This is a genomic window from Kitasatospora sp. NPDC051170 (assembly GCF_044455705.1).
GTDB lineage: Bacteria > Actinomycetota > Actinomycetes > Streptomycetales > Streptomycetaceae > Kitasatospora.
In genome coordinates, this window is the sequence record NZ_JBITFA010000001.1 from 840,185 (window position 1) to 863,906 (window position 23,722).

Here is a 23,722-nt window from a genome sequence, read left to right on the forward strand (position 1 = left end):
CGAAGGGCATCCCATGACCGCCACCGAGTCACCGCAGCCCGCGACGACCTCGCACTCCCCCACGAGCCAGGCGACCAAGGAGACGCTGGAGGACTACACCCTCCGTTTCGCGCCCCGCAGTTACCGCCGCTGGACCCCCATGGTCGTGGCCACCACGGCCCTCGGCGGCATCGCCTACATGGCCGACTTCTCGATCGGCGCCGGCATCGGGCTCGCCCACGGCACCGGCAACGCGCTGATCGCGATCGCCGTCGCGGCCGTGGTCATCTTCGTCACCGGCTTCCCCCTCGCCTACTACGGCGCCCGCTACAACATCGACCTCGACCTCATCACCCGCGGCTCCGGCTTCGGCTACTACGGCTCGGTCCTCACCGGCGTCATCTTCGCCAGCTTCACCTTCATCTTCTTCGCCCTCGAAGGCTCGATCATGGCCCAGGGGCTGCGGCTGGGCCTCCACCTCCCCCTGTGGCTCGGCTACCTGGTCTCCACCCTGATCGTGTTCCCCCTGGTGATCCACGGCATGAAGGCCCTCAGCAGGCTCCAGGTGTGGACCACCCCGGTCTGGCTGCTGCTGATGGTCGCCCCGCTCGTCTACCTGATCGCCCAGGACCCCGGCACGGTCGACCGCTTCCTCGGCTTCGCCGGCACGGACGGCGACGGCGGCATCGACACCGCGTCGGTGCTGCTCGGCGCGGGCGTGTGCCTGTCCCTCATCGCACAGATCGGCGAGCAGATCGACTACCTGCGCTTCATGCCGCCCAAGACCGAGTCCAACAGGCGCAGTTGGTGGACGGCCGTCGTCATGGCCGGCCCGGGCTGGGTCGTGCTCGGCGCGCTGAAGCAGGCCATCGGCGTCTTCCTCGCCGTCTACATCCTCGCCAAGGTCGGCCCGTCCGTCGCGACCGAGCCGATCCAGCAGTTCCGCGCCGCGTTCGAGGCGATGATGCCGTCCTGGATGGTGGTCCCGCTCGCCCTCGCCCTGGTCGTCGTCAGCCAGATCAAGATCAACGTGACGAACGCCTACTCCGGGTCCCTCGCCTGGACGAACTCGTTCACCCGCGTCACCAGGCACTACCCGGGCCGCACGGTCTTCGTCCTGGTGAACCTCGGCTTCGCGCTCGTCCTGATGGAAGCCGACATGTTCAGCTTCCTCAACGGCATCCTGGGCTTCTACTCGAACTGTGCCATCGCCTGGGTCGTCACCGTGGCCACCGACATCGGCGTCAACAAGTACCTGCTCGGGATCTCCCCGCTCCGGCCGGAGTTCCGCCGGGGCATGCTGCACGCGGTGAACCCGGTCGGCGTGGTCGCCTTCGTCGCGGCCTCGGGCCTGTCCATCGGCATGTACTTCCACGCGCTCGGCGACACCCTCCAGCCCTACTCCCCCGTCGCCGCCGCCGTCATCGCCTTCGTCCTCACGCCCCTGATGGCCGTGGTCACCAAGGGCCGGTACTACCTGCGCCGCACCGACGACGGCATCGACGAGCCGCTTCTGGACACCGACGGCAACCCCAGCGCCGTCACCCTCGACTGCCACGTCTGCCACCAGCCCTACGAGCGACCGGACCTGACCGCCTGCGCCACCCACGGCGCGACGGTCTGCTCCCTGTGCCTGAGCACCGACAGGGTCGGCGACCACGTCCTGCCCGCCGCATGAGCCCGCTCGCCTCCGAGGATCTGAGGAGCTGACACCGTGTTCGACACCCTGCTGGTCGCCAACCGCGGCGAGATCGCCTGCCGCATCATCCGCTCGGCCTCCGCACTCGGCCTGCGGACCGTGGCCGTGTACTCCGAGGCCGACCGCGCCGCACCGCACGTGCGGATGGCCGACACCGCGGTACGCCTGGGCCCGGCGCCCGCCGCCGAGAGCTATCTGCGCGCGGACCTGGTCCTGGCCGCCGCCCGCGACACGGGCGCCGGAGCGATCCACCCCGGGTACGGCTTCCTCTCCGAGAACGCCGCGTTCGCCGCCGAGGTGGAGGCGGCGGGCCTGGCCTTCGTCGGCCCGACGCCCCGTCAACTGGAGGTCTTCGGCGCCAAGCACACCGCCCGCGCCGCGGCCGAGGCCGCCGGAGTCCCCCTGCTGGCCGGTACCGGGCTCCTTGCGGACCTGGCCGGGGCCCTGCGGGCCGCCGAGGAGATCGGCTACCCGGTGATGCTCAAGGCGACCGGCGGCGGGGGCGGCATCGGCCTGCGGGCCTGCGCCGGTCCGGAGGAACTGCGCTCGGCCTACGCCCAGGTCACCCGCCTCGCCCGGGGCAACTTCGGGGACGGCGGGGTCTTCCTGGAGCGGTACGTCGCCCGCGCCCGCCATGTCGAGGTGCAGGTCTTCGGCGACGGCGCCGGCCGGGTCGTCAGCCTCGGCGACCGGGACTGCTCCCTCCAGCGGCGGCACCAGAAGGTCCTGGAGGAGGCCCCCGCCCCCGGCCTCCCGCCCGCGCTCCGCGAGCGGCTGCACCGCAGCGCGCGGGAGCTGTGCGAGACGGTCCGCTACCGCTCCGCCGGCACCGTGGAGTTCGTCTACGACGCCGAGAGAGAGGAGGCTTCCTTCCTGGAGGTCAACACCCGCCTCCAGGTCGAGCACCCCGTCACCGAGGAGATCACCGGCGTCGACCTGGTCGGCTGGATGCTGCGCCTCGCCCGCGGCGACCGGGACGTCCTCGACGGCATCGGCCCCGACGGCCCGCCCGCGCACGGGCACGCCGTCGAGGCGCGCGTCTACGCCGAGGACCCGGGCCAGGACCACCGCCCCAGCGCCGGTCTGCTCACCCGCGTCCAACTCCCCGGCGGTGTCAGGGTGGACGGCTGGGCCGAGACCGGCCAGGAGGTCTCCACCGCCTACGACCCGATGCTCGCCAAGGTCATCGCCACCGGCCGCGACCGCGACGAGGCGTTCGCCAACCTGGCCCGGGCACTGGAGGAGACCCGGATCGACGGGGTGGAGACCAACCTCGGTCTCCTGCGCGCCGCCTGCCGCGCGGAGGAGGTCACGGCCGCCCGGCACACCACGGGCACCCTCGCCTCCGTCACCGACCCGCGCCCCCGCATCGACGTCGAACGCGGTGGCACCCTGACCACCGTCCAGGACTGGCCCGGCCGCACCGGCTACTGGGAGGTCGGCATCCCGCCCAGCGGCCCGATGGACGACCTCTCCTTCCGCCTGGGCAACACCGCCGTGGGCAACCCGGAGGGCGCCCCCGGCCTGGAGTGCACCCTGGAGGGTCCGGCCCTGCGCTTCTCGCGCCCGGCGGTCGTCTGCGTCACCGGCGCCCCGGCCCAGATCACGGTCGACGGCACGCCCGCCGCCCAGTGGGAGCCCCTCGACCTGCCCGCCGGAGCCCTGCTGGAGGTCGGGACCCCGAAGGGCCCGGGGATGCGCACCTACGTCCTCGTCCGCGGCGGCCTCGACCTGCCGGGCTATCTCGGCAGCACCGCCACCTTCACCCTCGGCGGCTTCGGCGGCCACGCCGGACGCGCCCTGCGCACCGGCGACGTCCTCCGCCCACTCGCACCCGCCCCCGGATCGCCGGCACCGGGCTCTGTACCGCCCACCGAGGTACCGCCCACCGAGGTACCGCCCACCGAACGCCCGCACTTCACCACCCACTGGCGGATCGCGGTCAGCGAGGGCCCGCACCCCGCCCCCGACTTCCTCACCCCGCGCGGCCTCGCGACGATGTACTCGGCCGAGTGGAAGGTCTCCGCCCAGTCCGCCCGCACCGGCGTGCGGCTCGTCGGCCCCCGGCCCGAATGGGCCCGCCCCGACGGCGGCGAGGCCGGGCTGCACCCCTCCAACGTCCACGACACCGCGTACTCCGTGGGCGCCGTCAACCTCACCGGCGACACCCCCGCGATCCTCGGCCCCGACGGCCCCAGCCTCGGCGGCTTCGCCTGTCCGGTCACCGTGGTCGCCGCCGAACGCTGGAAGGCGGGCCAGCTGCGCCCCGGAGACACCGTACGCTTCGTCCCCGTCACGGAGCGCCGCGCGGACGACCTGCGCCGCTCGCCCACCCTGCTCACCCTCCCCACCGAGGGCCCGGACCCCGACCAGGGCGTGCTCGCCCGACGGCCCGCCACTCCCACCACCCCCGAGGTCGTCTACCGGCGCGGCGCGGACGACAACATCCTCGTCGAGTACGGCCCGATGACCCTCGACCTCGCCCTGCGGATGCGGGTGCACGCCCTGGCCCGGCACCTCGCCGCCCACCGCCCCGCCGGCCTCGTCGACATCACCCCCGGCGTCCGCTCCCTCCACCTGCACACCGACCCCGACACCCTCCCCCTGCGCACCCTGCTCGGCGCCCTCCAGGAGGCCGAGGACCAGCTCCCCGCCGCCGACGCACTGACCGTGCCCAGCCGGGAGGTCCACCTCCCCCTGTCCTGGGACGACCCGACGGTGGACGAGGCCATCTCCCGCTACCGCACCTCGGTGCGCGACGACGCCCCCTGGAACCCGTCGAACATCGAGTTCATCCGCCGGGTCAACGGTCTGGACTCGGTGGACGACGTCCGCCGGATCGTCTTCGACGCCCAGTACCTCGTCCTCGGCCTCGGCGACGTCTACCTGGGCGCCCCCGCCGCCACCCCGGTCGACCCCCGCCACCGCCTGGTCACCACCAAGTACAACCCGGCACGCACCTGGACGGCCGAGGCGGGCGTCGGCATCGGCGGCTCCTACCTCTGCGTCTACGGCATGGAGAGCCCCGGCGGATACCAGCTCATCGGCCGCACCGTCCCCATCTGGGGCGGCCTGCGCCCCGGCCCCTCCTTCGAAGGCGGCATCCCCTGGCTGCTGCGCTTCTTCGACCGGATCGTCTGGCACCCCGTCTCCCCCGCCGAACTCCTCGACATCCGGGCCGACCTGGCCTCCGGGCGCGGACAACTCGACATCAGGCCCGGCGAGTTCTCCCTCGGCGAGCACGAACGCTTCCTGCGGCGGAACGCCGACGGCATCGCCGCCTTCCGCACCCGCCAGGCAGCGGCCTTCGCCGCCGAACGACAGGCGTGGGAGGCGGCGGGCGAACTCGCCGAACGGGCCGAGGCCGCCCCCGTGGCCTGCGCCGGGCCCGTCTCCCTGCCTCCCGGCGGCAGCCTGGTCGACGCCCCGCTCAGCTCCAGCGTGTGGAAGGTGACCGCCGGACCGGGTACCCGTGTCGAGGCCGGACAGCCGCTCGTCGTGCTGGAGGCCATGAAGATGGAGGTCGTCGTCCGCGCCCCGGCCGACGGGGTCGTCGCCGACGTCCTCGTCGCTCCCGGCCAACAGATCGATGCCGGCACCCCGTTGGCCGTCATCCTCCGAGAGGAAGCAGCGTGAACCAGCCCCCCACCGGCCCCGTGACAGTCGAGGCGCGGCTCGCCGACGCCTACGAGCGGATCGAGAAGGCCGACCGGCCGGAGATCTGGATCACCCTGCGCCCCTACGAGGACGTCCTGGCCGAAGCCCGCGCCCTCGACGCCCGTGTCGCGGGCGGGGAGGTCCTGCCGCTCGCCGGTCAACTGCTCGCGGTCAAGGACAACATCGATGTCGCGGGCCTGCCCACCACCGCCGCCTGCCCCGCCTACGCCTACCGTCCGCAGGTCTCGGCCACGGCCGTACGACGGCTGACGGACGCCGGCGCGCTCGTGCTCGGCAAGACGAACATGGACCAGTTCGCCACCGGCCTGGTCGGCACCCGCAGCCCGTACGGACCCGTCCGCAGCGCGGGGGATCCGGAGAGGATCTCCGGCGGCTCCAGCTCGGGCTCCGCCGTCGCCGTGGCCCTGGGCCTCGCGGACCTCGCGCTGGGCACGGACACGGCCGGCTCGGGCCGGGTACCGGCCGCGTTCAACGGCATCGTAGGCCTCAAGCCCACCCTCGGCCTGGTCCCCAACACCGGCGTCGTCCCCGCCGCCCGCCCCTACGACACCGTCACCGTCTTCGCCCGCACCCTCACCGAGGCCCGGCAGGCGCTGGCCGTCATGATCGGTCCGGACCCGGCCGACCCGCGCAGCCGGACCTGGCCCGAGGCCGTACGGCTGGCGGCGCCTGAGCGGCCCCGCGTCGCCCTCCCCCGCGAGGAGGACCTCGCGCCCCTCTCCGGCGAGGCCCGAGCCGCCTTCCACGCGGCCGCCGGACGGCTCCGGGAGAGCGGCGCCGAAACCGTGGTCACCGACGTGTCGCCGCTGCTGGAGGCCGCCCGGCTGCTCTACGACGGCGCCCTGGTCGCCGAACGCTACGCCGCCGTGGGCGAGTTCATCGCCCGCACCCCCGAAACCGACCCCGTCGTCGCCGGCATCGTCCTCGCCTCGGGCGCGCTGCCCGCCCACGCCCTCGCCGCCGACCAGTCACGCCTCGACCACTTCAGGGCGGCCACCGCCCGGCTGCTGTCCGGCTTCGACGCCCTGCTCCTGCCCACCACCACCGAACATCCCACGATCGCCGCCGTCCAGGCCGACCCGGTCGGCATCAACAAGCGCCTGGGCACCTACACCAACTTCGTCAACCTGCTCGACCTGGCCGCCGTCGCCGTTCCGGCCGGCGAGGCCGACGGCAGCCCCTTCGGCGTCAGCGTCATCACCCGGGCCTTCGAGGACCAGGCCGGCCTGGACCTCGCCGCCCGCCTCGTCGAGGAGAGCGACGACGCTCCGACTCCCCTGCCCGACACGGGAGTCGACCTCGCCGTCTTCGGCGCCCACCGGCACGGCCAGCCCCTCAACCACCAGCTCACCAAGCTCGGCGCCCGCTACGCCGGCCCGGTGCGGACCGCCCCCGACTACCGGCTGACCGCCCTGGCCACCGAGCCCCCCAAACCGGGCGTGGTCCACGTCGGGCCCGGCAACGGCGGCAGGATCAGCGGCGAACGCTGGACCCTCTCACCGGCCGCCCTCGGCCACTTCCTCGCCGAACTGCCCGCACCGATGTCCCTCGGCCGCATCCGACTCGACGACGGCTCCTGGGTGCTGGGCTTCCAGTGCGATCCGCACAGCGCGGCCTCGGGCACCGACATCACCCACCACGGGGACTGGCTCGCCTACCTGGCCACGATCTGAACGCCACCGGTGATCGCCGACGGGGGCGGTGCTCAGGGCGTCGCCGTCCTGGAGCACGGGCCAGGCCGCGAGCCCGCTCGGCCCGACGTCGAAGACCGCCCGCCGCCTGATCGAGGCCGCACCGTCCTCGTCGGTGCTCGTGATCCGAAACACGGCCGGGCGGCGTGGTCGACGCCGGGCACCTTCGGAGTGCCGCAGCAGCCGTGGCAGACGGTGACGGTGCAGCGGGCCGGAGCTGGGGAGGTCCTGCGGCGGCTCACCGGGCGCCCTCCGTGCGGGTGCGGGTCCAGGCGGATTCGCGCAGGAGGCGCAGGCCGTTGAGGCCGACGAGGACGGTGGAGCCCTCGTGGCCGAGGACGCCGAGCGGGAGGGGGAGGGTGGCGGCGAGGTCCCAGACGACCAGGGCGGAGATGAACACCGAGGCGATCACCAGGTTCTGGACGACGAGGGAGCGGGCGCGGCGGGAGAGGGCCACCACGGCGGGGACGGTGGCGAGTTCGTCGCGGACGATGACCGCGTCGGCGGTTTCCAGGGCGAGGTCGGAGCCGGCGCGGCCCATGGCGATGCCGGCGTGGGCGGCGGCGAGGGCGGGGGCGTCGTTGACGCCGTCGCCGAGGACGAGCGTCCGGCGCCCGGCGGCCTCCTGCTCGCGGACGGCGGCGACCTTGTCCTGCGGCAGGAGTCCGGCGCGGACGTCGGTGATGCCGACCTCGGCGGCGAGGCGGGCGGCGGCGCGGGGGTTGTCGCCGGTGACGAGCATCGGGGTGCGGCCGGTGAGGGCGGTCAGGGCGGTGACGGTGGAGGCGGCGTCGGGGCGCAGCCGGTCGGCGATGCCGAGCACGCCGACGGGGACGCCGTCGGCTTCGACGAGGACGGCGGTGCGGCCGGACTCCTCGAGTTCGGCGGCGAGGACGGCGGCGCGGGCGCTGGCCGGATCGGTGCGGCCGCCGATCATCCGGGCCGGTGCGCCGAGGGCGAGGATGCGGCCGCCGACGGCGGCGGTGATGCCGGCGCCCGGGGTGGAGGCGAAGTCCTCGGCGGGCGGCAGGGTGAGGCCCCGGGTGCGGGCGGCGTCGACGACGGCGCGGGCGATGGGGTGTTCGCTGGGGTGTTCGGCGGCGGCGGCGAGGGTCAGGAGGCCGTCCTCGGTGAGGCCGGAGCCGGCGAGGGGCCGCAGGTCGGTGAGGCGGGGAGTGCCTTCGGTGAGGGTGCCGGTCTTGTCGAGGGCGACGGCGTCGACCTGGCCGAGGCGTTCCATGACGACGGCGGACTTGACGAGCACTCCGTGGCGTCCGGCGTTGGCAATGGCGGAGAGCAGCGGCGGCATGGTGGCCAGGACGACGGCGCACGGGGAGGCGACGATCATGAAGGTCATCGCCCGCAGCAGGGAGCCGGTCAGGGCGGCGCCGAAGACGAGCGGGACCGCGAAGACGGCGAGGGTGGCGGCCACCATGCCGAGGGAGTAGCGCTGTTCGACCTTCTCGATGAACAGCTGGGTGGGGGCCTTGGTCTCGGACGCCTCCTCGACCATCCTCACGATCCGGGCGATGACGGAGTCGGAGGCGTCCCGCTCGACGGTGACGCGCAGGGCGCCGGTGCCGTTGAGGGTGCCGGCGAAGACCTCGTCACCCGCCTGCTTGGCGACGGGCAGGGGTTCGCCGGTGATGGTGGCCTGGTCGACCTCGCCGGCGCCGGCCACGACGCGTCCGTCCGCGCCGATCCGCTCCCCCGGGCGGACCAGAACGGTGTCGCCGACGGCGAGTTCGGCGGTGGGGACGGTCTCCTCGGCGCCGCCGGGCAGCAGCCGGGTCGCGGTGGCCGGGGCGAGGTCGAGCAGGCCCCGCACGGAGTCGGCGGTGCGGGCGGTGGCGAGGGCTTCGAGGGCGCCGGAGGTGGCGAAGATGACGATCAGCAGGGCGCCGTCCATGACCTGGCCGACGGCGGCGGCGCCGAGGGCGGCGACGATCATCAGCAGGTCGACGTCGAGGGTCTTCTCCCGCAGGGCCCGCAGCCCGGCCCAGGCGGGTTCCCAGCCGCCGGTGGCGTAGGCGAGGGCGTACAGCGGGCCCCAGGCCCAGGCGGGGGCGCCGGTGAGCTGCAGCGGCAGGGCGGTCAGGAACAGCGTGGTGGCCGCGGCGGCCCAGCGGGCCTCGGGCAGGGCGAACACCCGGGTGCGCCGCCTGGGGGCGGCGTCGGCGGGGGCGGCGACCGGCGCGGGGCGCTCGATCAGGGTGGAGGACATGCGGGAGGGGACCCTTCAGGGAGCTCAGGGCTGGCGACGGGAGCAGGGCGGGCGACCGAACCCACAATACAGGAACATATGAACAGTCCTTCATCCATGCTCTGTAGGATGGTCGCATGGGTCATGGAGCAGCGCCGCCGAACACCGCCGTCCCGCACACGCGCCTGGACGCCGCCAGCGCCGCCCGCGTCGCCACCACCCTCCAGGCCCTGGCCACCCCCTCCCGCCTGCTGATCCTCTCCCGCCTGCGCGAAGGCCCCTGCGCCGCCACCGAACTGGCCGCCGAGGTCGGCATGGAACAGTCCGCCTGCTCCCACCAGCTGCGCCTGCTGCGCAACCTCGGCCTCGTCGTCGGCCGCCGCAACGGCCGCTCCGTCGTCTACGCGCTCTACGACAACCACGTCGCCGCCCTGCTCGACCAGGCCGTCTACCACATCGACCACCTGCGCCTCGGCCTCAGCGACGCCGAGGGCGCGGAGGTCGAGGAGACTCCCTGAGCCGTCTCCGGCTGGGGCTCCCCTTCCCGTCTCCCCTTCCCGCCTCCCCGTCCCGCCTCCCCGTCCCGTCTCCCCGACGAGCGGGCCCGCGGCGGCGGGTGCATCGTGGAAGAAAAGGCGTGTCCGGCACGGCATGCCCGCGGCCGGCTCCGCGCGGCCTCTTCGTCTCGAAGGGCGGGCACAGCCATGACGGACAGTCGGTTCCGCGTGATCAGGCCCGACGACATGCTCGTGTTCGATCTGGGCACCGTCAATCTCGACGTCGACACGGCCGGCGCCCGCCTCACCCGCCACGACGCGGGCGCGGACGCGCTGATCGTCCTGCAGTTACCGTCGCAGCACACCGTCGAAGCCGTGATCGGCTCCCCGCCGAGCGAGCCCGTCGACGCCTTCGCGGCCGGGCCGACCTCACTGCCGTTCCTCGTCCCCGCCGGCCTGGACGGACTGCCGCTCTCGCTCGCGCAGCTGCTCGACTGGGCCGGCCTGACCCCCGCGACGGTGCCGACCACGCTCTCGCCCGACGAGGGCGAGGTCTCCGTCTTCGGGGGCGTCCCCCGCATCGCCATCGAGTTCCCGGCCCGGCTGCTGCTCACCCCCGACGGCATGGCGCAGTGGACGCACCGCACCGACCCCTTCACCGTGGCCGGGCGCACCGAACTGTGGCACACCACGCTGACCGCGCTGGACAGCACCCACGCGAAGCTGCGGGCGTACGCGTTCTTCCCCGGGCGCCCGGCGCGCGACGCCGTGGTGCTCAGTGACAAGCACCTCTCCGATCTGCACAGCCTGACCAGCGCCCAGGACGTGGACGGAACGGCACCCCTGGACGCCGAGCGGTTCACGCTCACCCCGCTCGGCGCGTCGGTCCGCATCCAGGGATCGTGGGCCGGCCTGACGGCGGCCGGCGGAGGCCCCGGGCCCTCCACCGGGCTCACGGCGTACCAGCAGATCACGGGCCTCGGGCGCGACCAGTACCTGAAGACCGTCGACCGCGGCTACCTCAACACCGGCCACCTGGCCTCCATGATCGAGATCTCCGAGCGGCAGTTCCTGAACGAGAGCGACGGTGTGGTCGCCGGCATGACGACCATCAGGTACATCGCCGTCCTGCAGCCGGAGATCGTGTACGGGGACGCGGTCGGCTACGGGAGCGGCGGGCGGGAGATGCCCTTCCGGTCCCTGAGGCTCACCACCCTGGCCACCCCGCCGATCGACCTGCCCCCGGGCGCGTCGCCCCCGCCACCCCCGCCACCCCCGGGCACGCCGCCCCCGCCGCCGCCCCCGCCACCCCCGCCGTTCGTGCCGGCCGTCCAGGGTGCCCCCTTCCCGTTCACCATGATCGGAACGGACGCGGAGGGGCGGCAGATCAGCCTGTCCATGCCCCTGATGTTCGTGCCCGCAGGCACCGGACTGGGCACGATGGTCCTGACGTACAACCAGGACGTTCCCGAGGCCGACCGGACCGCGCAGCTCGCGGGCCAGTCCATGGCCCTGGCCGAGCCGGCGCAGGACGAGCCCGGCACCACCTGCCTGCCCGTCACCTCGCTGACCTTCAGGATGACCCAGGCGAGCGGCCACCCGTTGCAGGCCCTGCCCTCCCTGGCGAGCGCGGTGGTCCGGGTGCCCGCCGTGCGGATGGTCACCGGCGGCAGCGGCGAGACGACGGTGACCCACGACGACGGGTACCTGCAGAACGGCATCGACAACCACCCCTCGGGCACGTTCCTGAGCACCGTCGCCCCGCTCGCGATGGGGTTCGCCGCGCAGCAGGCCGGGGGTCTGGCCAGGCCCGACGTGGCGATCGGCGCCATCACCAGCCGCGCCGGTGCGATCCCCGCGGCGTTCGCCAGTGCCACCGGGATCGACGTCGGCGCGCTGAAAGACCTCTTCGGCAACGCCAAGCTGCTGGGCACCATCGCGCTCGGCGACCTCCTCAAGGAAATCCCGGTGCCCGACCCGGGCGCCTTCAAGCAGGTGGCGGAGGCCGAGCTCCAGCAGCTCCTGGCCGCCGGCAAGCTCACGACCCCGGTCCTGCGCGTCTCGGACCTGCCCGTACCGCCGGGCCCCGACGGCCTGCCGCGCCTGGGCAGCGAGCTGCGCTACCTGTGGAGCCCGCCGCTGAACAGCGGCAACGACATCCTGAAACTGGACGGGGCCTCGCTCACCCTGGACGCCCGTACGGTCTGCTCCCCGGACGCCGCCACCCAGTCCACGGTCCACGGCGAACTGAGCAACTTCTCGATCGAACTGGCCGGCGTGGCCAAGATGCACATCGCCGGCCTGAGCTTCACCGCCCAGCCGGGGCGGCAGCCCGAGGTCAAGGCACACGGCTTCGACCTGCAGTTCGACGGAGAGCTGGAGTTCGTCAGCACGCTGCGCGACCTGCTGCCCGCCGACGCGTTCGGCAGCGGCCCGTTCATCGACGTGACGACGAGCGGGATCACCGCCGGCGTCGATCTGGCGGTGCCGGACAGCGGCGTCGGCATCTTCAGCCTGCAGAACCTGCGGCTGTCGGCCGCGCTGCACATCCCCTTCGACGACCAGCCGCTGTCGCTGCGGTTCTCGATCTGCGAGCGCCACCACCCGTTCAACCTGAGCGTCTCGGCGCTCGGCGGCGGCGGGTTCCTCTCCCTGGTGATCGACCCGAAGGGCATACAACTCGCCGAGGGCGCACTGGAGTTCGGCGGAAACCTCAGCCTGAACCTCGGCGTGGCCAGCGGCGGCATCTACGCGATGGGCGGCGTCTACTTCGCGATCGACTCGCACGGATCGGTCGTCATCACCGGCTACCTGCGCTGCGGCGGCTACCTCTCGGTGCTGGGCATCGTCAGCGTCACGGTCGAGTTCTACCTGGGGCTCACCTACCACAAGGACGCCGACGCCCACACGTCCGAGGTGTCGGGCGTCGGATCGGTCACGGTCGGCGTCCACGTCGCGTTCTTCAGCAAGACGGTCTCGCTGAGCCTCGAACGCCACTTCCCCGGGGGCAAGTCGGACCCCACCTTCGCCGAGTGCTTCCCCCCGGGGACGGATCACTGGGACAAGTACTGCCGATCCTTCGCCGGCCAGTGAGGCGCCACCATGTCGAACACCCAGCAGATCCGCTGGACCGTACTCCCCGCCGGGGTCTCCGCGGACGGCACGCAGGCCCTGGTGTCGGTCTTCGTCTCCCCTCGTCTGACGAGCGACGACGGCGACACGCTCGGCCCGTTCCCCGACTTCCTGGACTGGCCCGCCCACCTGGCCCTCGCGACCTTCGGCTTCGTCGTCGTGAAGGACGGCGAGCCGGTCGGTGAACCCATCTCCCCGACCGGCATGACCAGCGGCCCGGACTCCGCGCTGTGGACACGGTTCTTCACCGCGCAGACCCCGCTCCAGGCGCACGTGTTCGAGGACCACTCCACGCGGGAGGTCGCCAGTTACCCCTCCGCCGGCGTGACCCAGAGCGTGCGGGCCGGCTTCACCGGCGCGGCGGCGGCCCAGACGGACACGCTGCCGAACGCCTCGGCGGTGGCGGAGATGGCCGGGTTCGCGCCGCAGGCGGCCAGCACGGGGGAGGCCATGGAGTCCCTGACCGAGGCCGGCGCCTCCGGCCAGGCGCCCGGGCCGATGGACCAGTTCTTCAGGTTCCACACACGCCCCGGGACGCAGACCGGCCAGGAGGGAATCGTGGCGGGCGGCGCCCCGGCACCGCCCCCGCCGCCCACTCCGCCACCACCCCCTCCCCCGCCGCCGACCCCGTCCGACCGGGACTTCCACGAGTTGATCTCGGCACTCGGTGACCATCCGCACCTGCTGCGCCGGCTCGGCCTGGTGCTCGACTTCACGCTCCCCGCCGACCAACTCACGCTCTCTGAGGGCGACTTCGCCCTCAAGGCCGTACCGGTCTGGTCGGTGGCGGCGTCCTCGGACTCCCAGGACCTGTCGCTGTCCACCGCGTACGTCCACCGGACGGCGCCGCCGCTCTTCACCGCCGCCTCCGGCGAGGGAGGACTCGAGGACCCGCTGCGCCCGCCGGCCCGCGGCGTCATGCTGCTGGACCCCGAGTACTCGCTCGAACAGGTCGACGTCGACGGAGCCGCCCTCAAGGCGGCCAACGCCGCGGCGGCCGCGACGGCCGACTCCGGCGGCGACGACCTGGGCGGCGGCGACAGTCAGGCCGCCCCGCCGACCGTACGCACCAAGGGCCTGGTCATCGTCCACAACGACCGGGCGGCCAAGCTCCAGGAGACCTTCGCCCGCAACGCCGCCCTGGAGCAGGGCGTCACCTCCGACGACACGCAGGTGCTGGCCGCCGAGGATCTCGTCCGCGGGTACCGCATGGACGTCTTCGACGAGGGCCTCAAGCGCTGGCTCTCCCTGCACGAGCGGATCGTCGACTACCACGCCCCCGGGAAGGACGGGGAGCCGATCGACACGGTGACCGACGAGGGGTTCTTCCAGCACGGGCTGACGACCATGCCCGACGGTGACCCGAACCAGCTGTACGCCCACGAGCACCTGATCACCTGGGAGGGCAACAGCCTGGCCGCCTCGCCTCATGGACTGGTGGTCAGCGACATCCGCGCCGCCGACGACCCGAACGGCCGGGAATGCCCCCCGATCGAGGTCGACAACACCGCGCAGACCGCCCTGCCCCTGGAGATCGACGTCCAGGCCAAGCCCGGCTCCCTGCCCAAACTGCGCTTCGGCCACCACTACCGGGTGCGCGTGCGCACCGTGGACCTGGCCGGGAACGGCCCGACCATCGACCAGGGAGACGCCCTGTCCGACCGCGTCGGGCAGGTGCTGCCGCCCGCCGGCGCCGAGACCTTCCGCCGCTTCGAGCCCGTGCCCGCACCCATGCTGGTGCCGCGCGCGGCCCTGGACGAAGGGGCCCACGCCTACCAGCTGGTCATCCGCAGCACGAAGGAACTGTCGGCGACCGACTACGCCACCGCCTTCAACGCCTCGCCCCCGGTCACCGGCGGCACGCACAAGCCGTACGCCGGGACCGACGAGCGGCACGTGGTGCCGGCCAAGACCGCGCTGCGGTGCGTGCTGTGGCACGGGAAGCTGGACGCCGCGTTCCCCTCCGACGACGCCGCCGTCCGCCGGGCCGCGTACGAGGTGGCATGCCGGGAGAGCGGCAAGCTCGACCAGTCCGGCGTGCCCGGCATCGAGTTCGTCGTGGCCCCCGGCAGCGACCTCCTCACCGACGACAACCCCGTGACGTACCCGATCTGCACCCTCGACCAGCTCGCCGTCCCCTACCTGCCCGACCCGTACGCGACCGGCGTGATCTTCCAGGACCTGCCCGGCCTCGCCGAGGGCGACCACCTGCCCGACCTCACCTGGGACGGCCCGACCTGGTACCAGCCGCGGTCGCTGCGCCTGCGCGTCGTCGAGGGCGGCGGCGCCCCGCAGTGGGACGCGGGCGCCAGGGTGCTGACCGTCCAGCTGCCGAAGGCCGCCGTCGCCACCGTCCGGGTGCGCTCGAAGATCGAGGCGACCCCCGACATCCTCGGCATGCTGCAGTGGTGCCGGGACGCGCTGAGCGGCGACGGCTACCAGACCGTCCTCGACGCCGCCGGCGGCGACGGGCACTGGATGATGACGCCCTGGCACGAGGTCACCCTGGTGCACGCGGTGCAGCGGCCCCTGGCCGTCCCGGTGCTGCGGTTCGACGAGAGCGGGCCCGAGCGGGAGCCGGGCGCGACCTCCGAGCAGCTGCGCGGAAGTGTCACGCTGGACACTGCCAGCACCGGACGGATCGACCTGTTCTCGCAGTGGACCGAGCAGGTCGACGACCTCCAGCAACCCGGGCCGCAGACCGTGCGGTTCGGCGGGCCGGTGTTCGACTTCACCCGCGACTACGCCGTCGAGCGCAGCAACGAGGACCCGGCCCCCGCCACCGCGCAGGAGGACGGCTTCACCTTCGACACCGCCGCCGGCGAGCTGCTCACCCCGCCGGTCCCGGCCAAGCACGAGTTCCACAACACCCGGTACCGGGCCGTCGACTACCACGTGGTGGCGACCACCGCGTTCAGCTCGTACTTCCCGCCCGAGTTCGCGCAGGACCCGTCGCAGCAACTGCTCTCCGTGAGCGGCGAACCCGTCCGCCGCGAGGTGCTCAGCTCCGCCCGGCCCGCGCCGCCCGCGCTGCTCTACGGCATCCCCACCATCGCCTTCGCGGCCGTGGACGGCACCCCCGCCGGCACCACCACCCGGCGCCGCAGCGGCGGACTGCGGATCTACCTCGACCGGCCCTGGTACTCATCCGGCGACGGAGAGATGCTCGGCGTGGTCATCCCCCAGGACACCACCGCCCCCGGCGCCCCCGACTACCTGTCGGTGACGCTGCTGGGCCGCGACCCGATCCACGTCTCCGCCCCGGTGCCCACGCCCGCGGCCTTCACCAACGCGGCGCAGGTGCTCACCGACGTGCCGATGACGGACGTCGGGCCGGACTACAAGGCGTCGCTCGCCCTGTTCCAGCCGGCCTACGACCCGGAAACCCGACGCTGGTTCTGCGACCTCGACCTCGACACCGGCGACGCGTACCAGCCGTTCGTACGGCTCGCGCTCGTCCGGTACCAGCCCAAGGCCATCGACGGCGCGCACCTCTCGCCGGTGGTCCTCACCGACCTCCTGCGCACCCTGCCCGAACGGGTACTGACCGTCCAGGGCACCGGGCCGCTGAACATCACCCTGACCGGCCCCTCCTACCCGCCCGACGCCGGCGGCGGCCCCCGGGTCACCGCGCGGCTGGAGCGGCGCGAAACCTCCGTCCCCGACGAGGTGCTCGGCTGGACCCCGCTCGCGGACGAGGTCGAGCTGGCCCGGTCCGACGCCGGCGACGTGCCGATCGTGCTCGTCCCCGGCACCATGTCGACGGCGGTCTTCGGCGGCGCGGTCCCCGTACCGGCGCGGCCGGACGGCGAACGCCGGCGGCTGCTGGTCGTGGAGACCGAGCGCATCCCGGCGGACGCCGGGACGAACGGGGAGACGGTCGACCGCGTCGTGTACTGCGACACCGTCGAAATCTGACGTTCCATCGGAAAGGAGTGGAACCATGGCCCTCACGGCAGCTCAGCAACAGTTCCTGAACGACGCCATCCCGGCGGCACAAGCCAGCCAGTCCGAGTTCCAGGTGCCGGCCTCCGTGACCATCGGCCAGGCCATCCTGGAGAGTGCCTGGGGCACCGCCCACATCGGCCAGGCCAACAACTACTTCGGCATCAAAGCCTTCACCGTCAACGGCCAGGTGACCTTCGGCAAGATCGCGACCGGATTCGTCACCGCTGCCACCAAGGAACAGAAACCCGACGGCACGATCGTCCCCACCCAGGCGAACTTCCGCGCGTACGCCTCGATGACCGACTCGTTCCGGGACCACGGGTCCTTCCTGCGGACCAACTCCCGGTACGCCCCCGCCTTCCAGACGACGGACGGCACCGCCTTCGCCCGGGCGATCGCCGCTGCGGGCTACGCCACCGCGCACAACTACGGGGACGTGCTGGTGGGGATCATCACGAAGCAGAACCTGCTGCAGTTCGACACCCCGGGCGGCGTCCCTGACCCTGGACCCGACCCTGGGCCTGGGCCCGATCCCGGACCTGGACCGGATCCCGGACCTGATCCTGGGCCTGGACCCGGCCCCGGACCTGACCCTGGGCCTGACCCCGGCCCCGGACCTGACCCCGGACCTGACCCCGGACCTGACCCCGGACCCGGACCTGACCCCGGACCTGACCCCGGACCTGGACCTGACCCCGGACCCGACCCCGGACCTGGACCTGACCCCGGACCTGGACCTGACCCCGGACCTGACCCTGGGCCTGGGCCCGACCCCGGACCCGGACCTGACCCCGGACCTGACCCTGGGCCTGGGCCCGACCCCGGACCCGGACCTGACCCCGGACCCGACCCCGGACCTGGACCTGACCCCGGACCTGACCCCGGACCTGGACCTGACCCCGGACCCGGACCTGACCCCGGACCCGACCCCGACCCCGGACCCGGACCTGACCCCGGACCCGGACCTGACCCCGGACCCGATCAGCAGGACACGGGCACACCGATGTGACGGAGGCCATCCCAAGGGAGCCGGCCGTGGCGTCCAGAGGCTGGCAGTTCTCGGTGGACCGGGGTGGTGACCACCCGGGTCGCGGGGGCTCCCGCGCCGAGGACCTCGACACCACGGTGGCCGCCCTGGCCGCCTCCCAGGCGAAGTTCACGCCGCTGGTGACGATGCCCGACCCGGTCGGCCTGCAGTCGGTGCAGGCCATCACCACCGCGAACCTGTTCCGCGACATGAGCGGCCTCAGCACCATGAGCCAGGTGCTCGCCAAGGGCATCGAAGCCGCCGCGAACAGCGACAAGGCCGACGCGAAGGCCTGATCACCGCGCGGGCCCGGGCCGTCCCCGAGCCCGCGCGTCACCTCTCTCCGTCGGAGCCGTACCGGGCGCACCGCTCCCGCGGCCCCGGCGAAACCGGGAGGTGGGTAGATTTTCGGATCATGAGAACATCAATGGGGGACATCCGAACGGCACTCGACCGCCTGGGGTCCGCACACCCGGCCGCGGAGCGCTCGCGCAGGCTCCTCGCCTGGGCCCTGCTGGCTGTCGCGGCACTGCTGTTCACCTGGATCCTGGTGCTCGGCTCGACCACCCGGGGCCAGGCCGAGGTCCGCAACTGGTCCACCGTCTGGGTCGGCATGGACGTCCTCCAGGTCACCGGGCTGCTCGCCACCGGCCGACTGCTCGTCCGGCGCTCCCGCCTCACCGCCCTGGCCGCCGCCGCGGCCGCCACCCTGCTCCTGCTCGACGCCTGGTTCGACGTGATGACCGCCGAGGGCGGCGGCGCCTGGTACACCGCCCTCGCGATGGCCTTCCTGGTCGAACTCCCCGCCTCCCTCGCCCTCGCGGGCCTCGCCCGCTCCGCCCTGGACTGGTAGGCGGGGCGGTACCGTGCTGAGCCATGACTCGTGCCCAGGAGAACTTCCTCGCCATGGCCCGTACGGCCGAGCTGCTGCTGCACCGTCCGGAGGTCACCGCCGCCTGGCAACGGCCCAGCGCCCTGCCGGAGTTCAGCATCGGCGGCCTGGCCGGCCACCTGGCCTACCAGATCCTGTGCGTCCCGACCGCCCTGGCCGGGCCGCCGCCCGTGGAGGAGACCGTCCCGCTCCTCGGGCACTACCAGCGCGCCAAGTGGGTCGGCGCGCCGCTCGACGCGGACATCAACGTCCAGCTCCGGGAGGGCGGCGAGGACATCGCGGCCGTGGGGCCCGAGGCCCTCGCCGAGCAGGTCGCCGCCACGCTCACGGAGCTGACGGCCGCCCTGGCGAAGGAGGACGGGGCCCGGCCCGTCCGCCTGTCGTTCTGGCCGCCGTACACGCTCACGATCGACGACCTGCTGGTCACCCGCACGATGGAACTGGCCGTCCACAGCGACGACCTGGCCGTCAGCGCGGGCATCCCGACCCCGGACCTCCCGCCGGAGGCCGCCGAGTCGGTGCTCGACCTCCTCACCCGCATCGCCACCTGGCGCCACGGCCCGCTGAACGTCCTGCGCGCCCTCAGCCGCGCCGAGCGGGCGCCGGAGTCCATCGCCGCGATCTGACACCGCGATCTGACACCGCGATCCGACGCCGTGATCCGACGCCGCGATCCGAGCGGGGGGACGGCCGGGAAGCGGGCGCGGAACCCGTCTCGCGACCACCGGGCACGCCCTGATCCCCTGAGGGAGCCCCGGCCGTTCCTCCGTTGGGTGGTAATTCCCGGGGCGGGCGTGACCTCCCCGGGTGCGCCGGACCCCCGACCACCTCCCTCGATCACAGAATGTGACGGCCCTGTCACATGATCGAGAGGACCCCTGGTGACCTCCACCCACCGCCTCAGACGCCCGCTCGGCGCCGCCCTCGCACTCTCCCTGGCCGTCGGACCGCTCCTGCTGCCCGCCCCCGCCTGGGCGGCGGGCGGATCGGGCAGCACGGGCGGCGCGAGCGACCAGCCGCCGGACCGGAGCGAGCGCCCGGGCGCGTCCGCTCCCCGGCTGCAGCGGCCGGTGCACCGGGCGCCGTCGGTGAACCTCGTGGACGTGGACGCGGCCGTCGGCAGCACCGTCGACCACGGCGAGACCGCCATCGCCGTCAACCCGGCCAATCCGCTCCAGATCGCGATCACCCGTTTCGCCGACGTGCCGGCCCAGACCAGCACGCGCGAGTGGAACAGCAACGCGCGCCTCTTCTTCTCCTCCGACGGCGGCACGACCTGGGCCGACGAGGCGACCATCCCCGTGCCGCCGGGTGTGTCCAACACCAACGGCGGCCCCTGCGACCAGACCATCGACTACGGCCGCAACGGCACCCTCTACGGCACCTTCCTCACCTGCGGGCTGAGCAACGACGCCCAGGTGGTCTCCGGCTCCACCACCGACCCCACCAACGCCGCGTCCTGGCAGTGGAACAACCCCACCCCCACCACCACCCAGCTGACCAGCAACACCCACCCCAACACCGACCAGCCCTGGCTGATCGTCAACCGTGACCCCACCACGGCGAGCCAGGACAACGTGTACGTCGGCTTCCAGGACTTCAACTCGGCCGGGACGACGGCCGACCCGCACGACCGGGTGACCGTCTCCCGCAACGCCAACAACGCCACCCCCGTCGACTTCCCCGCGGCCAACGACCGGGGCGTCGGCTCGGGCCCGCTGAACGACGGCATCAACGGGGGCCTGCGCCTGGCCGGCAACCGGAGCAACGGCGCCGTGTACGCCCTCTACCAGCAGGGCGGCAGCAACGCGGTGAGCCAGCCGCAGCCCGTCACCATCCGGATCAACCGCTCCACCGACGGCGGCGTCCACTGGGACCTGGGCAACACCCCGGGCACCGACTCGGACGGCATCACCGTCGCCTCGGTCAGCAGCGACCAGGGCAACCAGGGCTTCAAGTTCGGCGGGGTGAACGCCCTGATCGGCGGCGTCCACCACGCCGCCGTCGACCCGACCGGCGGCGACGTCTTCGTCGCGTACGGCGTGGACGTCTCGGGCACCAACCAGATCCGGCTGCGCCGGCTCACCGACAACGGCGCGAACAGTCTGAACGTCGGTGCCGAGGTGAACGTCTCCACCTCGACCAACGCCGCGCTGCCCTCCGTCGCCGTGCTCGACGACGGCACGGTCGGCGTCCTCTACCTGACCTCCGACGGCAACAACGCCAACGGCTTCCCGACCTTCACCGCGCACCTCGCCCGCAGCACCGACCACGGGGCCACCTTCGACGACACGGCGCTGCAGTCGTACACCACGCAGGCGGGCGACACCAACGCCTTCCAGCGGCTCTTCGGCGACTACCAGCAGCTCAAGGCCGTCGGCAACACCTTCTACGGCGCGTTCATGGGCAACCTCAACGGCACCGGCTCGACCACGGCGCAGCCGACGGACACGATCTTCTTCAGCCTCCAGAAGGCCACGACCCAGGCCACGCTCTCCTCCTCGGCCAACCCCTCGGTCTACGGGCAGCCCGTCGCCTTCACCGCGAAGGTCGTCCCGACGCCGGACGGCGGCACGGTCACGTTCAAGGTCGACGGCACCCAGCTGGGCGGCCCGGTGGCGGTCGACACCACGACGGGGCAGGCCGTCTCGGGCTCCATCGCCTCGCTGAGCGTCGGCGACCACAGCGTGGACGCCGTCTACAGCGGCGACAGCAACCACCTGGGCGCCACCGCCATGACCCTGACCCAGACCGTCAAGCAGGCCGCGGTCACCACCACGCCCACCTCCTCCGCGAGCGGGCCCGCGGCCTTCGGGCAGCCCGTCACCTTCACCGACACCGTCTGCCCGGCCGCGCCGAGCACCGACCCGGCCCTGCCGCCCTCCGGGACGGTCACCTTCAAGGACGGCGCCACCGTCCTGGGCACCGGCACCCTCGCCCCCGGCGGCGGCGCCCACTGTGCGCAGGCCCAGGTCACCTTCGCCAACCTGCTGCCCGGCAGCCACACCCTCACCGCGCAGTACAGCGGCGACGCGGACTTCCTCGCGGGCGGGCCGGAGACCTTCACCCAGGTGGTGGCCTGCGCCCGGACCGTCACCGGCACCGTCGACGGCGGGGTCGTGGCCAGCGGCCCGAGCACCTGCATCGTCGACGCCGACGTCCACGGCACGGTCTTCGGCACGCCGGGCGGGGCGCTGTTCATCGGCCACTCCACGGTCCACGGCAGCGTGATGTCCTCGCACGGCACCCAGTTCGGCATGTGCGGCAGCAGCGCCACCGGCTCGCTGACGGTGGACCACGCGAGCGGCTTCGTCGTCATCGGCGACCCGGGCGACGACGGCTGCCCCGGCAACCACGTCAACGGCTCCGTCCACCTGGCGAACAACCACGCGGGCGCCGAACTGATCGCCAACCACATCGGCGGCACGGCGACCGTCGACGGCACCACCGGCACCGGCCCCTTCCCGGAGGACACCCGGGCCGAGATCGAGGCCAACACCATCACCGGCTCCCTCCGCTGCCTGGGCAACACCCCGCCCCCGACCAACGACGGCCACCCCAACACCGTCCACGGCTCGCGCGGCGGCCAGTGCGCCAACCTGTAAACACCGGCCCGAACGATGCGGGGCCCGGCACCACGGTGCCGGGCCCTTCGTCGTGTCGGGGCCAACTTCCGTACCGGCGACGGAATCTGACGTTGCACCGGCCATGTCATACTGCGACGGTGACAACGGCCAGGCTGGTGACACCGCCGACGCGCGACCGGCCCCGACTGGGCAGGAAGTTCGCCCTGTTGTGGTCCGCCTCCTCCATCTCCGCCGTCGGCGACGGCATGCGGGACTCGGCCCTGCCGCTCCTCGCGGTGGCGATCTCCGGCTCACCGGGCGCGGTGGCGCTGGTCACCGTCGCCGGCACGCTGCCCTGGATGGTGATGTCCCTCCTCGGGGGCGTCCTCGCCGACCGGGCCGACCGGCGCCGGCTCATGTGGACGATCGACCTCGTCCGCGCCGCCGTCGTCCTGGGCTTCGCCTGCTGGGTCTTCCTCGCCACGCCTCCCCTGGCCGCCCTGGCCCTGCTCGCCTTCGTCCTCGGCTGCGGGGAGACGGTCTTCGTCAACGCCGCCACCTCCGCCCTCCCGGACGTGGTGCGGCCGGAGCAGCTCGACGCCGCGAACGGCCGCCTCCAGGGCAGCCTGATCGTGGGCGGGCACCTGATCGGCCCGCTGCTGGGCTCGACGCTGTTCGCCGTGGCCGCCGGGTACCCGTTCACGGTGGACGGCCTCTCCTTCGCCCTCGCCGCCGCCCTCGTCGCGGCGACCGGCCGCTCCGGCGCCGTACGGGCGAAGGGCGGCAAGCCGGTGCTCGGGGAGATCCGCGAGGGCGTGCGCTGGCTGTACGCCCACCGCGAGGTGCGGCTGCTCGCCCTGCTGTCCGGCGTGGCCGCGCTCGCCTTCTACCTGGGGATCACCATGCTGGTCCTCCTGGTCACCCGGACGATGAACGCCCCCGCCTCTGCCTACGGCCTGGTCCTGGCCGCAGGCGCGGTCGGCGGGACGGCCGCGAGCGCCGGTGCCGGGCGCCTGGGGCGGCTGCTGGGCCGGGGCGCGCGGATCGGCCTCTCCTTCGCCTTGATGGGCGTCTCGCTCCTGCTGACGGGGCTGACCTCCTCGGTGGCGGCGGTGGCCGTGCTGTACGCCGTGGCGAGCTTCGGGGTCGTGACGTGGAACGTCCAGGCGATCTCGCTGCGCCAGCAGGCCGTGCCCAAGGAGCTCCTGGGCCGGGTCAACAGCTGCTACCTGCTGCTGAGCCGTTTCGGCGTGATGGCCGGGGCCGCGCTGAGCGGCTGGGTCGCCTCCGCCGCCGGGGTGCGCGCACCGCTCCTCGTCGGCGGCGCCGCCCTGCTGGCCGCGCTCGCCCTGGTCCCGCGGATGGCCCGGCTGGAGAAGGCCTCCGCGCCCGCCGCCGAGGAGTAGCGGG

At 73.4% G+C, this 23,722-nt stretch carries 12 protein-coding genes and 1 pseudogene; 12 read left to right on the top strand and 1 reads right to left on the bottom strand.

What is annotated here, in order from left to right; genetic code table 11:
• Positions 1–13: 13 nt before the first annotated feature.
• Genes ACIBCA_RS03745 through atzF form a run of 3 tightly spaced genes read left to right on the top strand, consistent with a single transcriptional unit; the run spans position 14 to position 7,029 of the window.
• Positions 14–1,657 carry an allantoin permease gene (locus tag ACIBCA_RS03745; protein ID WP_396281162.1) on the top strand — a complete coding sequence of 548 codons (1,644 nt, stop codon included), beginning with the start codon at positions 14–16 and terminating at the stop codon, positions 1,655–1,657.
• A 36-nt stretch (positions 1,658–1,693) separates the two neighbouring features.
• On the top strand, positions 1,694–5,314 hold the full coding sequence (gene uca, locus ACIBCA_RS03750; protein WP_396281163.1) for an urea carboxylase: 3,621 nt from the start codon (positions 1,694–1,696) through the stop codon (positions 5,312–5,314).
• A complete protein-coding gene (atzF, locus tag ACIBCA_RS03755) occupies positions 5,311–7,029 on the top strand; it encodes an allophanate hydrolase (RefSeq protein ID WP_396281164.1) in 1,719 nt (572 codons plus the stop codon). Before uca ends, atzF begins: the two co-directional genes overlap by 4 nt.
• A gap of 256 nt (positions 7,030–7,285) precedes the next feature.
• Here atzF and ACIBCA_RS03760 read toward each other — a convergent pair whose 3' ends face one another.
• Complete coding sequence (locus ACIBCA_RS03760; RefSeq protein WP_396281165.1) at positions 7,286–9,271, bottom strand: heavy metal translocating P-type ATPase; 1,986 nt, start codon at positions 9,269–9,271, stop codon at positions 7,286–7,288.
• A gap of 116 nt (positions 9,272–9,387) precedes the next feature.
• Here ACIBCA_RS03760 and ACIBCA_RS03765 point away from each other — a divergent pair, with 116 nt between their 5' ends.
• The 9 genes and pseudogenes from ACIBCA_RS03765 (at position 9,388) to ACIBCA_RS03805 (ending at position 23,718) form a co-directional block, all read left to right on the top strand.
• Entirely contained in the window at positions 9,388–9,768 is a 381-nt protein-coding gene (locus tag ACIBCA_RS03765; RefSeq protein WP_396281166.1) for an ArsR/SmtB family transcription factor, read from the top strand.
• 186 nt (positions 9,769–9,954) lie between these two features.
• Positions 9,955–12,840 carry a hypothetical protein gene (locus ACIBCA_RS03770; RefSeq protein ID WP_396281167.1) on the top strand — a complete coding sequence of 962 codons (2,886 nt, stop codon included), beginning with the start codon at positions 9,955–9,957 and terminating at the stop codon, positions 12,838–12,840.
• A gap of 9 nt (positions 12,841–12,849) precedes the next feature.
• A complete protein-coding gene (locus ACIBCA_RS03775; RefSeq protein ID WP_396281168.1) occupies positions 12,850–16,797 on the top strand; it encodes a hypothetical protein in 3,948 nt (1,315 codons plus the stop codon).
• A gap of 25 nt (positions 16,798–16,822) precedes the next feature.
• Positions 16,823–17,836, top strand: coding sequence for a glucosaminidase domain-containing protein (locus tag ACIBCA_RS03780; protein ID WP_396281169.1), 1,014 nt, complete (start codon positions 16,823–16,825; stop codon positions 17,834–17,836).
• Positions 17,837–17,862: 26 nt separating this feature from the next.
• Positions 17,863–18,150, top strand: coding sequence for a hypothetical protein (locus ACIBCA_RS03785; RefSeq protein ID WP_396281170.1), 288 nt, complete (start codon positions 17,863–17,865; stop codon positions 18,148–18,150).
• A gap of 459 nt (positions 18,151–18,609) precedes the next feature.
• A pseudogene (locus tag ACIBCA_RS03790) lies at positions 18,610–18,704 on the top strand (APH(3') family aminoglycoside O-phosphotransferase); the annotation flags it as partial.
• 26 nt (positions 18,705–18,730) lie between these two features.
• A complete protein-coding gene (locus ACIBCA_RS03795) occupies positions 18,731–19,372 on the top strand; it encodes a maleylpyruvate isomerase N-terminal domain-containing protein (RefSeq protein WP_396281171.1) in 642 nt (213 codons plus the stop codon).
• A gap of 255 nt (positions 19,373–19,627) precedes the next feature.
• Positions 19,628–22,351, top strand: coding sequence for an Ig-like domain repeat protein (locus ACIBCA_RS03800; protein ID WP_396281172.1), 2,724 nt, complete (start codon positions 19,628–19,630; stop codon positions 22,349–22,351).
• A 119-nt stretch (positions 22,352–22,470) separates the two neighbouring features.
• Positions 22,471–23,718 carry an MFS transporter gene (locus ACIBCA_RS03805; RefSeq protein WP_396281173.1) on the top strand — a complete coding sequence of 416 codons (1,248 nt, stop codon included), beginning with the start codon at positions 22,471–22,473 and terminating at the stop codon, positions 23,716–23,718.
• The last annotated feature ends 4 nt before the right edge of the window (positions 23,719–23,722 follow it).

Excerpts from the sequence above, each read along its gene's own strand:
- ACIBCA_RS03745 (WP_396281162.1), top strand. The coding sequence starts at position 14 with ATGACCGCCACCGAGTCACCGCAGCCCGCGACGACCTCGCACTCCCCC.
- ACIBCA_RS03760 (WP_396281165.1), bottom strand. The coding sequence starts at position 9,271 with ATGTCCTCCACCCTGATCGAGCGCCCCGCGCCGGTCGCCGCCCCCGCC.
- ACIBCA_RS03765 (WP_396281166.1), top strand. The coding sequence starts at position 9,388 with ATGGGTCATGGAGCAGCGCCGCCGAACACCGCCGTCCCGCACACGCGC.
- ACIBCA_RS03770 (WP_396281167.1), top strand. The coding sequence starts at position 9,955 with ATGACGGACAGTCGGTTCCGCGTGATCAGGCCCGACGACATGCTCGTG.
- ACIBCA_RS03775 (WP_396281168.1), top strand. The coding sequence starts at position 12,850 with ATGTCGAACACCCAGCAGATCCGCTGGACCGTACTCCCCGCCGGGGTC.
- ACIBCA_RS03780 (WP_396281169.1), top strand. The coding sequence starts at position 16,823 with ATGGCCCTCACGGCAGCTCAGCAACAGTTCCTGAACGACGCCATCCCG.
- ACIBCA_RS03795 (WP_396281171.1), top strand. The coding sequence starts at position 18,731 with ATGACTCGTGCCCAGGAGAACTTCCTCGCCATGGCCCGTACGGCCGAG.